Source organism: Kitasatospora sp. NPDC050463 (genome assembly GCF_040655255.1).
Lineage (GTDB): Bacteria > Actinomycetota > Actinomycetes > Streptomycetales > Streptomycetaceae > Kitasatospora.
Map to the genome: position 1 here is coordinate 74734 of NZ_JBFAJO010000002.1, position 12063 is coordinate 86796.

General features: G+C 70.3%; 9 protein-coding genes. 7 read left to right on the top strand and 2 right to left on the bottom strand.

Translation table 11 applies throughout. The features are described 5' to 3' along the window. Nucleotides 1–11: 11 nt before the first annotated feature. The 7 genes from AB0J08_RS02020 (at nucleotide 12) to AB0J08_RS02050 (ending at nucleotide 7591) form a co-directional block, all read left to right on the top strand. Entirely contained in the window at nucleotides 12–878 is an 867-nt protein-coding gene (locus tag AB0J08_RS02020) for a cupin-like domain-containing protein (protein WP_360625346.1), read from the top strand. Beyond that, nucleotides 878–2131, top strand: coding sequence for an aminotransferase class I/II-fold pyridoxal phosphate-dependent enzyme (locus tag AB0J08_RS02025; protein WP_360625349.1), 1254 nt, complete (start codon nucleotides 878–880; stop codon nucleotides 2129–2131). Before AB0J08_RS02020 ends, AB0J08_RS02025 begins: the two co-directional genes overlap by 1 nt. Next, the gene (locus tag AB0J08_RS02030; RefSeq protein WP_360625352.1) at nucleotides 2128–3015 is read left to right on the top strand and encodes an aldolase/citrate lyase family protein; all 888 of its coding nucleotides are present in this window, start codon (nucleotides 2128–2130) and stop codon (nucleotides 3013–3015) included. The genes AB0J08_RS02025 and AB0J08_RS02030 overlap by 4 nt, the downstream gene beginning before the upstream one ends. Beyond that, nucleotides 3012–4040 (top strand): ornithine cyclodeaminase family protein, encoded by a 1029-nt coding sequence (locus tag AB0J08_RS02035; protein WP_360625355.1) that lies wholly within the window; start codon nucleotides 3012–3014, stop codon nucleotides 4038–4040. Before AB0J08_RS02030 ends, AB0J08_RS02035 begins: the two co-directional genes overlap by 4 nt. Next, a complete protein-coding gene (locus AB0J08_RS02040) occupies nucleotides 4027–5385 on the top strand; it encodes a hypothetical protein (protein WP_360625358.1) in 1359 nt (452 codons plus the stop codon). The genes AB0J08_RS02035 and AB0J08_RS02040 overlap by 14 nt, the downstream gene beginning before the upstream one ends. Before the next feature lie 85 nt (nucleotides 5386–5470). Continuing rightward, on the top strand, nucleotides 5471–6025 hold the full coding sequence (locus tag AB0J08_RS02045; protein WP_360625361.1) for a MaoC family dehydratase: 555 nt from the start codon (nucleotides 5471–5473) through the stop codon (nucleotides 6023–6025). Between the two features lie 54 nt (nucleotides 6026–6079). Then, nucleotides 6080–7591: an aminopeptidase P family protein gene (locus tag AB0J08_RS02050; protein ID WP_360625364.1), complete on the top strand. Its 1512-nt coding sequence runs from the start codon at nucleotides 6080–6082 to the stop codon at nucleotides 7589–7591. 52 nt (nucleotides 7592–7643) lie between these two features. Here AB0J08_RS02050 and AB0J08_RS02055 read toward each other — a convergent pair whose 3' ends face one another. Both AB0J08_RS02055 and AB0J08_RS02060 read right to left on the bottom strand, forming a co-directional pair. Next, nucleotides 7644–9122 carry an SGNH/GDSL hydrolase family protein gene (locus AB0J08_RS02055; RefSeq protein ID WP_360625367.1) on the bottom strand — a complete coding sequence of 493 codons (1479 nt, stop codon included), beginning with the start codon at nucleotides 9120–9122 and terminating at the stop codon, nucleotides 7644–7646. Nucleotides 9123–9305: 183 nt separating this feature from the next. Then, complete coding sequence (locus AB0J08_RS02060) at nucleotides 9306–11327, bottom strand: NACHT domain-containing protein (protein ID WP_360625370.1); 2022 nt, start codon at nucleotides 11325–11327, stop codon at nucleotides 9306–9308. Nucleotides 11328–12063 lie beyond the last annotated feature (736 nt).

The following is a 12063-nucleotide window of genomic DNA, read 5'->3' on the forward strand; positions in this document are numbered from 1 at the left end:
GGACAGGCGACATGGCAGGTCCGGAAGCTGTACCCGAGCGGAACGGGACGGCGGGTGTGGAAGTCACCCGCATGTCGTTCGACGAATTCATGGCCGTCGGCCCCCGGGGGCTGTACAAGGCCGACCGCCCCGTGGTGATCAAACTCCCCGCCAGCGTGCAGGGACTCGGCCGGGACGAGGTGGCGGCGCGCCTGGCCGAGATGACCGTCACCCTGTTCACCGAGCCGGGCGACAAGAACCACCCGGGACGCTGGGAGACACGGGACATCAAGCTCCGCGAGTTCTTCGCGGACGAGCGGCACCTCACCCACTCGGACACCTGGCACCGGGTGGTGTCGAACATACGCAGCAGTCCGGCCGATGTGAACGCCGTCGTCGGATTCGACGCCGAGGAGCTCTTCGGCTACGGCAACGCGCTCTACGCGGCCAACCTGTGGATCAGCCACCGGGGCGTGTTCACCAAGAGCCACTTCGACGAGTTCGAGAACTTCAACATCGCGCTCGAAGGCCGCAAACGGTTCATCATCGCTCCGCCCGGTGTGCGGGACTACTACCCGAGGTCGGTACTGCGGGGGTTCGGGGACAAGTCCCAGGTGGTCGACCTCGACGACGTCGACCTGAAGCGCTACCCGAGGCTGGCGGCCAGGCTCGCCCAACGCCGTGACTTCATCCTCGAACCGGGCCACATGCTCTACCTGCCGCTCGGCTGGTGGCACCAGGCCGAGTCGCTCGACGACATGAACATCAACGTCAACTTCTGGCTCAAGTCCAAGAAGATCCTCGGTAGGCCGCACGTGCTCGGCGTCGCGCTGTACACGTACGCCTACCGGAGGTTCAAGGGCGTCTACAGCTACAAGCCCACCGAGGTGAACTCCTGATGAGCGAGCGCAAGACCACCACTCCCACCCACCTGTACCGCAACAACGACAAGCTTGTCGGGATCGGCAACACCTTCTGGAACATGTCCTACGAGAACGGCGTCGCCGGCATCGTCGGAGACCTCCAGGACGGCGTGTTCCACATGCCCGACGGGCACGAGTTCGTCAACTTCACGGTCTGCTCCTACCTGGACCTGGACACCCACCCCAAGGTCATCGAGGGTGCGGTCGACTCACTGCGCCGCTTCGGCGTCCTGGACCACTGCATCCCGCGCACCCGCGTCCAGACGCCGGTCCTGCTGGAGTTGGAGGAGTCGCTCGGCGAGCTGTTCGGCGCGATGGTGATCAGCGCGATCTCCACCGCGGCGGCCAGCACCGGCCTGCTTCCGCTGATCGCGTCGGGGCACCTCGGCAACGGCACCCGTCCGCTGATGGTCTTCGACAAGAACGCCCACGTCTCGATGGCCAACGCCAAGCCGAGCTGCGCCGACGAGACCGAGGTCGTGACCAGCCGTCACCATGACCTCGACTTCCTCGAGGACATGTGCCGCACCTACGAGCGAGTCTGCTACGTGGTCGACGGCTCGGACAGCCTCGGCGGCTACGCACCCGTCAAGGAGTTGGCCGAACTGCAGGAGAAGTACAACCTCCTCGTCTTCTACGACGACTCGCACTCGCTGTCCGCGTACGGCGAGCGCGGCATCGGCTACGTACGCTCGCACTCCCCGGTGCTGGACGAGCGGACCATCACCGTGGCGACCCTGAGCAAGGGATTCGGGGCCGGCGGCACGGCGATCCTGCTCGACGGCTACCCCGAGGAGACACGGCGGCTCGTCGAACGCTTCGCGGGCCCGCTGGGCTACTCGCAGAAGATGAACGCCGCCGCGGTCGGTGCGGCGATCGCCTCGGCCGAGATCCACCGCACCGAGGAACTGACCCACCTGCAGGGCCGCCTGCGGTCCAACATCGCACTGTTCGACTCACTCGTCATGACCGAGCAGGCCGAGAGCACGTTCCCGATCCGCGTCGTGCCGATGAGCGACGCGACCGTCGTCGAGGCCGCCAAGCAGGTCTTCGCGGCCGGCTTCTACACCTCGCCGGTGTTCTTCCCGATCGTCTCCCGCGGCACCGCCGGACTGCGCGTGATGCTGCGGGCCGGCCAGACCGAGGAGCAGATCAGGCGGGTCTGCGCCGCACTGATCCAGGCCGGGGCACGCCCGGCCGCCGCGCTGCCCGGGTCGGTGACCGAGTGACCGCCGTGGTCAGGGCGGTACCGCGCAGCATCCTGTACACGCCGGCCCTGTCGCTGGAACGGGTGGTGAAGGCCTGGTCGTACGACGCGGACGTTCATCTGATCGACCTTGAGGACTCCATACCGCCCGCCGACAAGCCGGCCGCCCGCGAGGTCTGCCTCGCCGCACTGCGGAAGTCGCCGCGTCCGGTGAACGTCGCCGTGCGCATGAACGAGCTCGGCAGCCTCGCCGCGGTGCACGACGTGCTGATGCTGACCGACAGTCCGGTGAAGCCCGGCATCGTCCTGATGACGATGGTGACCTCGGCGGAGGAGGTCGACCTGCTGCGCCGGATGCTGGCATCGGCGGGTGCGTACCCGGAGATCTACGTGACGGTGGAGACGGTCGAGGCGGTCACCCGCATCGACTCCGTCGCGCGGTCCGCCGACGGCCTGGTGTTCGGCTCGGCCGATCTGGCCGCCACGCTCGGGGTCGACATCACCTGGGAGGCCATGCAAGCGGCTCGCCAGGCGATGGCGATGGCCTGCGCCCGGTTCGGCACGGCGTGCATCGACACGGCCAACTACCGGCTCGCCGAACCGGCGGTCCTCGCCGAGGACACCACCCGGGTGCGGGCACTCGGCTTCCACGGCAAGGCGACGGTGCACCCGCGTGAACTCGACGTGATCAACCGCATCCTGCGGCCCGACGCCGACGAACTGGGGCAGGCGCGTCGGGTGGCGGAGGCCGTGACCGCGGCCAACGGCGGGATCGCCGTCCTGGACGGCAACATGGTCGGGCCGCCGTTCGCCCGGCGGGCGCGCGACACGGTCGCGCGCGAGGACGCCTGGACGAGTCGGTTCGGCAGGGCCGGCGGCGACGCCGGAGACGGCGGGAAGGCATGACCGCCGCACCGGTGACGGTCCGGGCCGCCGACATGTCCGGCACCCTGGCGACGACCCGCGTGATCGACGTGCTCGGCGAGATGTTCGTGGACCTGGCCGCCGGCCGGACCAGGTCCCCGGCCCGTACCGTCGTCGAGCACGGTGACCGGCGCGTCCTCCTGGTCAGCCCCGCCGTCTGGGAGCAGCGCGGGGTGGGCAGCGTCAAGGTCACCACGCTCACCCCGGACAACCCCGCCCGCGGGCTGCCCCTGATCCACGGAATCGTCGCGCTCACCGACCTGGAGACAGGGCAGATCACCGCCCTGCTGGACGGCGCCGAGCTCACCGCCGTCCGCACCGGCGCGGTCGCCGCTCTGGCGACCCGCTGGTGCACTCCCGACGACGCCGACGACCTGGCGGTGATCGGCGCGGGGGTACAGGCGCACGCCCTGATCAGGGCGGTCTCGGCGGTACGCCCGATCCGCACCGTCCGGATCCACTCACGCACGCGCGCCGGCGCCGAGAAGCTCGCGGACCGGATCCGGAACGCCGCACCCCGACCCGTCCGCGTGACGGTCTGCGACACCGCGAGGGATGCCGTGACCGACGCGATGATCGTCTGCACGGCCACCTCCACCGACGACGGCACACCCGTGGTGGCGGCGGACTGGGTGGCCTCCGGGGCGCACGTGAACGTGATCGGTGGCACCCACCCGGACGCCGTCGAGCTCGACCCGACCCTGCTGGCCGATGCCGTGACCATCGTCGAGGACCGGGCCGCGGCGCTGGACGGCGCGGGTGAGATCCGGGCGGCACTGGCCGGCGGCCTGATCAAGGCCGAGGACCTGTACGAACTGGGCAGGCTGGTGAGCGGCGAGGTCGCCGTCGCCGGCCGGACCTCGGTCCTGCGTACGGTCGGAATGGCCATCGAGGACACCGCGGCCGCGGTGGCGCTGTACGAGCAGCGCCGGGCGGCCGAGCAGGGACCGGGCGGCCCGTCCGCCGTTCCACCACCAGGGGAGGGAGTGTCGGATGGACACGCATGAGGACAACGGTACGGGAAACGGGCACCCGTGGTTCGGGGGGCACCGGCTGAGGCCCGCCGCGTCGGCGGACACGATCCGGCAGATGCTGCGGAACGAGCTCCGGGACACCGGTTGGCCGTACCAGCGGGTCCTTCCCGCGGCACCGATGGCGATCCCGCGCGCGGCCTACGCGGAGATCTTCCGAGTGAGCGTCGCGCTGATCGAGCTGTTGCGCCGCACCGCCCTGGAGACCGGGCCCACCACCGCCGACAGGCTGACGGCCTACCGGATGCCCGCCGAAGAGGACCGGCTGTGGATGGACGACCCCTTCGTCGAGGAGCGGTACGCCCACAGCGTGGTCCGTCCGGATCTGGTCATCGGGCCGAACGGGCCGCAGTTCCTGGAGTTCAACGTCAGCGGCGCGCTCGGCGGCGTGGTGGAGACGCAGAGCCGTCTCGCGGTGTGGAACAAGCTCCACGCGGACGAGGAGGGCCGGACCCCGTACCGTTCTCCGAGCCCGTTCGCCGTACGCGCCGAGATGTTCCGTTCGCTCAGCGCGGAGTTGGCGCTGGCACCGCGGGTGGCCGTCGTCGGCAGTTCCCGGGTGATCGGCGTGGAGCGGCGGTACTTCGAGCTGGAGGCCGAGTACTACAACAGCCACGGTCTGACCGCACGCTTCTTCGAGCCGGAGGAGCTGCACCAGGCCTGGGACTGCGCGCCGAATCTGCGTCATCCGATCGGACTGCGGAACTTCACCATTCCGGACTGGCTGGAGGTGGGCCTCGACACCACGCCGGTCCAGGACGCTCTGGACAACGGCTGTGTGCTGGTGGGCACCCAGACGTCGACCTTCCTGCACAGCAAGCTCACCATGGGCCTGCTGTCGGAGGGGCGGCCCTGGATGACCGAGGGCGACCGCAGGCTCGTCGACCGGTACCTGCCGTGGACGCGGATCCTTTCGGAGCGGAAGACCGACCGCCGGGGTCAGCTCGTCGACCTGCTCCCGTTCGTGCTGGGGAACCGGGACCTGCTGGTGCTCAAGGCCGGCCTCGGGGAGAGCGGGAAGCAGGTGGTCATCGGCCGCGAGGTCGACCAGGCCGGGTGGGAGTCCGCCGTCGGCGAGGCCGTCGGCGACGGCACCAGCGTGGTGCAGGAGTTCGTGCAGCCGCAGACCTGCAGGGTCGCGCTGATCACCGACGGTTCCGACGAGCCGCACGACGTCGACGTCGCACCGGTGCTCGGACCCCTGGTGTTCGGCGGTCGCCCGGCCGGGTTGTTCTGCAGGTTCTTCGGCGACGGTTCCGCCGGGATCGTCAGCGTCCGAGGGGGGACGAGCAGCTCCGACAACGTGATGGTGGCGGTCTGACGGCAGCACCACTCGCACCAAGCCCTTCGGACCGGCATGCCGCCCGCGCCCACCCCTATCAGCGACATCAACGGAGTGAACCCGCATGACCCTGCGTCAGGTCAGTGACAACGAGTACGTCGAGGAACACGGCGGGGACTTCGAGGACTTCGAACCGGGCATGGTGATCCGGCACTGGCCGGGCCGTACCCTCTCGGAGGCCGACAACACCTGGCTGACCCTGCTGACGATGAACCAGCACCCGCTCCACTTCGACCAGCACTACGGCGCCGGGGCCGAGTACGGGAAGGTCCTGGTGAACAGCGGCATCACCCTGTGCCTGGTCGGCGGGATGACCGTGCAGGCGCTGTCGGCGCGGGCGGTGGCCAACCTGGGCTGGGACAAGGTCCGCCTGAAGAGCCCCGTCTTCGTCGGTGACACCCTCTACGCGACGAGCAGGATCCTCGACAAGCGGCTGTCCCGGTCCCGGCCGGGGCAGGGGATCATCACGGTGGAGACGACGGGCACGAAGTCGACGGGGGAAGCCGTCATCGTCTTCGAGCGGTCGTTCATGGTGCGCTGCCGCGAGGGGGTCGCCCCTCCCGGGGGCCGACCCTCGGACGCGGACGCCGTTTCCGGCGACCTCCCCACACCAAGATGATCTGAGTGCCCGTCAGAACTCCTCCCAGCGAGTCGATATGACAGGAAGTTTGACATGACCAGCGAGAATCAGCCCAAGGCCGGCCACCGCGACATTCCCGTCAGCGCCGAGTTCCGCGCGTTCATGGCCTCCGGATGGGCGGCCGACGACCGTTCGCCGGCGCCCCGTGCCGAGGTGGCCGACCATGCGGCCCGCCGACGGACGGCCCTGTCCCGGCGGTTCCCCGGCGAGCGGCTCGTCATCCCCGGCGGCGGCCTGAAGGTCCGTAGCAACGACACCGACTACACCTTCCGCCCGCACACCGCCTTCGCCCACCTGTCCGGGCTCGGCTCACAGGCGGAGCCCGACAGCGTCCTCGTACTGGAGCCCCTCCCCGAGGGCGGACACCATGCCGTCCTGTACTTCCGCCCGCCGGCCCCGCGGGACACCGAGGAGTTCTACACCGACTCCCGGTACGGGGAATTCTGGGTCGGCTACCGCCCGACCATCACCGGCATCGAGTCGGAACTCGGCCTCACCGCCCGCCACATCGACTCGCTGACCACCGACGTGGCCAAGGACGACGCCGCTGCCCGGCTGCGCGTGGTCCGGTCGGCCGATCCGAAGCTCACCGAGCTCGTCGACACCACCCGTGCCCAGGCGGGAACGTCCCTCACCCCTGAGCAACAGGAGGAGGCCGACGAGGAACTGGCCCGCGAGCTGTCGGGGATGCGGATCGTCAAGGACGAGTGGGAGATCGGCGAGATGCGCAAGGCGATCGCCGCCACCCACCGGGGATTCGAGGCGATCATCACCACCCTGCCGGAGGCCGTGCGCAAGGGCCGCGGCGAGCGATGGGTCGAGGGCGTCTTCGGCCTGTACGCGCGGCACGAGGGCAACGGAATCGGATACGAGTCGATCTGCGCGGCCGGCGACCACGCCAACACCATCCACTGGACGAAGAACACCGGCGAGGTCCGCGAGGGTGACCTGATCCTGGTCGACGCCGGGATCGAGATCGACTCCCTGTTCACCGCCGACATCACCCGCACCCTTCCGGTGAGCGGCCGCTTCACCGACGTACAGCGCAGGATCTACGACGCGGTCCACGCGGCACAGCAGGCCGGCATGGAAGCGGTGCGGCCCGGCAACCGGTTCAGCGACATCCACGCCGCCGCGAACGAGGTCATCGCGCGGCACCTGCACGAGTGGGGGCTGCTGCCCGAGGGGGTCACGCTCGAACAGACCCTTGATCCGGAGCGCGGCGGCTGGCACCGCCGCTGGATGGTCCACGGAACCTCCCACCACCTGGGCATGGACGTCCACGACTGCCAGCTGCTGCTGCGCAAGGACTACCTGGACGGCGAGCTGAAGCCGGGCATGGTCCTCACGGTCGAGCCGGGCCTGTACTTCAAGGCGGACGACCTGCTCGCGCCGGAGGAGTTCCGCGGCATCGGGGTGCGCATCGAGGACGACGTCCTGGTGACCGAGGACGGTTACGAGAACCTGTCCGCCGCGATGCCGCGCAGCTCCCACGACGTCGAGGCGTGGATCGCCCGGGTGGCAGGCCCCGCAGAAGACCGCTGACTTCCGGCATGCCGCGACCAGGCACGCCGGGTCCGGACCGCCCGCCCTCGTCCTACGAGTCGCTGATGCTGATGTTCCTGAAGGTGAAGGAGGACCCCCAGACGCGGAGGGAGACGCCACCGCATTCGCCGCCCTGGTCGTTGGCGGCCCGGTCGTAGGCGGCCACGGCCTTTCCGTCCAGCTCGATGGTCAGGGACCGGTTCACCCCGGTCACCCGGACGTGGTGGGTTCGCCCGAAGAGCTGGGCCGCCGCCTGCGGTGGCACTTCGACGGTCCAGGCTCCCCCGGGCAGCAGGGCCGGCCTGACGAAGCTGCCCAGGGTCGCGAAGTCCGGCGGCGCCTCCTGCTCGTACTGTACGGAGGCGCCGACCGGCTGGTCCCCCACGATCGTGCTCCTCGGTGCCACAGCCAAGCCCGCGTTCCTGTTCGGGGGGTCCGCCGGGGCGGTGACGTCGAACTCGACCGTCGTGGAACAGCTCTGCCCCGCGAAGTGGACCCCCCAGAGGGCACTGTAACGGTCGGCTCCCAGAGGTGGCGTGACCGTCACCCCGTCACCCGTGCGGTCCACCTGGACCGCTCCCTTGCTGCGACCGAACACCTGGAGGTCCGACGGCACGGAAGCACAGGCCGAGCTCCTGACACACGTGAGGACCCGGGCGGCGATCGCCCGCTGGCCGGCGGCGTTCGGGTGGAAACTCCGCTGCACCTCATGGATGAGCACGCGGTTGATCCAGTTCTCGGAGGAGCAGACGTCGTGGCCGGTCATGACGTCGCTCACGTCGACGTACTCGAATCCCGCGGACCGGGCCGCGGTCCTGATGGCGCGGTTCGCCGCGTCGGCGGTCTGGTTGAGGCCGATCATGTCCGCTTCGGAGAAGGTCCGCCCACCGTCGCCCCCGCAACCGGTGCGTGGAGGCGCTTTCGGGAACATCCGCGGGTACCCCACCACCAGGACGCGCGCTGCGGGCGCGGCGGCCCGGAGGTCCGCGTAGAGTTCCGCCAGGGTCCGATGGCCCGGCCAGCTACCGGCGGGCCCGCCGAGCAGGCTGATCTTCTCGTTGCTCGTCGCCTGGCCGGCCAGGCAGCTGCCGGACTGGTTGGAGACGATGCTGCTGCAGTACTCCATGGTCTCGGAGAAGTCCGCGTCGTTCCCGCCGAACGTCAGGGTCACGAGCTTGACATCGGGCTTCGGCCGGTCCGGGGCGAGCGTGAGCCAGTGGCTCTGGGCCTCCGGCTCCTCGGCGGGATGGTCGTGGTTGGGTCCGTAGAAGTCGCTGATGGTCGCGCCGCTGCACGCGTGGAAGTCGAGCTGGTACTCGTCGGCCAGCTCCTGCCAGATCCTCACCGGCCAGGCGTTGACGGAGCGGTGGCACACCGTCGTCGCGGTGCCGCCGTCGTTCCCGGCCCCGCGCAGGAACGCCGAGCCGCACGCGCTGTCGAGCGGAGCCCCTTCGCCCGAGGAGTAGGAATCGCCGAGGGCGACGTAAAGAGGCTTTCCCGGCCCGATGGCGGGAAGGGTCCCGCCGGCCACCTCCCTCAGGTCCGACGGGCACCCCGGCGGCCGGCGGCCGCCGAGCACCCGGCCAGCACGAGGGCGAGGACCGCCATCACCGCCAGTACCGGAATCCGAACGCGTCCTGCGCGAGGTGTCATCGACTGCTCCAGCTGTCTGCGGGCCGGCGGTCGGTGGCGTGCCGCGCCCCCCGGGGCCGCTTCACGATGTGGTGCTCGGAGGTCCCACCGGCGGGGTGAGATGGGAGCGCAGTTCCTCGTGGCGGAACTGGTAGGACCTGCCGGACACCCGTAGGAGCCCGGCCAGGTAGGCCCACTCCAGGAAGTGGCGCAGCCGCCACGGGACACGACCGCCCGGGGCGGCGAGCAGCACCGCGGCGGCGTAGCGGGTCCAGGCTCGGGCCCCGAGTCCGACCCCCGCCAGCAGGCCGAGGGCGAAGGCCAGGGCGATGCTACCGGCCTGTGTGAGGTGCCGGGTCAGGTGCAGGTGCGCCACGAGCCCTCCGGTGAGTCCGCCGGGCAGTGCACCGACGATGCCGAGGCTGGTTCCCAGCAGCAGACCGAAGTGGAGGTCGTTCCGGAGGATGTCCACCGGCCAGACGGGACGGATGTCGCCCTGCCCCAGACCGACCAGGATCGCGGCGGCGAGTGCCGCGCCGGTGCCCGACGTGATGGCCGGACCGATGCCGTCGGCGAGCGCGCCCGCGACGGCTCCTCCGGCGGTGGCGAGGACGACGGCCGCCCAGCGGCCTGCGGACTGCGGACGCGCGAGTCGCCGCAGCTCCAGGCGCGACGGGCGAGGAGCCGGGTGCAGACCCGCCCAGGCGGCGAATCCGAGCGCGACGCTCCCCGCTCCGGCCGTCAGGACGACACCCAGCGGACCGTCCGCCCATTCGGCGGCGAACGCCGTCGCCATGACGGCGGCGACGACGCTCATCGTGGTGTGCAGGGCCTCGACACGCCGTACAGGCGCCAGGCGCCAGAGCCGCAGAGGTGAGATGTTCCGTCGCGTGGTTCCACCGGTGCTGTCGCCCTCCAGGTGGGCGGCCAGCGTCGTCAGCCAGCGCAGGACATCCGCGGGATCGTGGAAGCGCTGCTCGCCGGCCTCGCCGAGGCTGTTGCCCGCAGCCCGTGCCACCTGCGTCGAGGGCCGGATCCCGCGCGGATGCAGGAGCGTGCCGGCCTCGACGAACGCCGAGAGGAGTTCGTGGGACAGCGCCCGGTAGGAATCCCGTTCCGCGAGCTGCCGGGCGTCCAGGACCCCGGCCTGAAGGCCGGCGATCGCGAGGGTGAGCAGCCAGGGTTTCCGGAGGGCCTCCGCCAGCGGGGAGTTCGGGGTGCGCAGGCGCAGGGCGAACTCCGGCGAGGACACCAGCGGGCTGAGCCGGCCCGAGTTCTCGAAGCGTTGGGCGATGAAGTCCTCCACCTGGTTCTCCGCCAGGGGACCCACCCGGATCACCAGGGTGTCGCGAAGTCTCAGGCCCGCTCCGTACATCCTCCGGTAGTCCGACTCCCGGCACGTCACGACCACGGAGGGAAGGTCGGCCAGCTCGACCAGCCCCTTTCCGTTGAGCTGCTCGACGATCCTCGCCGTGCGACCCCTCCTGCCCGGGATCCCCGCCTGCGGGTCCACCTCATCCAGGCCGTCGAGAACGGGAATCACGCGCCGCTGCCCGACCAGCGCCTGAGCCTGGGCGGCGGGCACCCTGTAGTCGTCGGAAAGGCGGCCGGCCAGCCATTCGCCGAGCGGTCGTTCGCCGTCCCACCCGGCGATGTGGAACGGCACGGCCACCCTGTCGTCCGATCCCGCCTTCCGCTGACGCAGCAGCAGGAGGGCGAGTTCGAGAGCGATCAGCGTCTTGCCCGAACCGGGTTCCCCGATGATCAGCAGGCGTCGCGGCACCGTGTTCAGGAAGAGCTGTGCGATGCCGGAGGAGCCGGCGCCGACGGGATCCCATCCGGCCTCGACCCGGACCCGGCCCGCCTCCAGCTCCGGTGCGCGCCTGACGGGCACCTCCGCGGGATGCGCATCGCCGATGAGGCTGACGCGCCGCCTGGACCAGCCGTCACCGACCGTCGTCGCCAACCGGTCGGCCGCGGAGTTCAGAACGCTTCCGTCGGCACCCGCGAAGAGGCCCGGCACGAGCGCGGCCAGCCCCGCGACCGCGCCGAGCACCGCCAGAACGACATCGGCCGAGCCACCGGCCCCGAATCTGACGGCCACAACCGAGACCACTGAGGTGAACAGAACGAAACCGAAAACCCTACGGCGCTGCGGCGGTCCCCCCGGAATTCGCATGGCTCCAGTATGCGCGTCCGGCGGTCAGCGGCCGAGCCGTCGGACGTTTTCCGTTCCGTGCACCACGACCACGGAAAATGGCATGAACGGCACCAACTGCGCTGCGGCCAGCTCGGGTTCGCAGTCCCACCCCCGGCCGATCCAGCATCGCGCACGCGCCTTGACAACCATCTCGACAACGCCCTGAATACCGCACCACCGCGATTACCATTTGGCGCCGCCCGACATGATGTCGACTCCCGAAGAAATGACCGGAAATTGCCGAACGTGCCGTCGCCCGAGATGTCGCCCGACCCCGCGCCGTCGGCCGGCTCCAGGCAGCCGCAGCGCCCAGGCCGAGGGCGCGACGTGTCGCCCATGTCGCCGAGTTGGTCCATGCCGGTAGATCACGCAACCGTTGGGTTCGCTCCAGGACAACAGGCCCACTGAGATCTGGCACCTGCGACCGAGTGCAACTGGCCGACACCGCAACCCCGTTCGCTCTGTGCTTGCAGGACGACCGCGGCAGGACGGCACCCGGTTCGGCCGCAGCCGCTGCACACGGAGGAACCCGACCGCCCCATCGACGTTTCCAGCCGGAAGCCGAATCCTTTTCCTGGCCGGTGGCTCTTATGGTCGGGCGGCCGTGAGACCGACGCATCGGAGGAGGTTCGGTGACTGG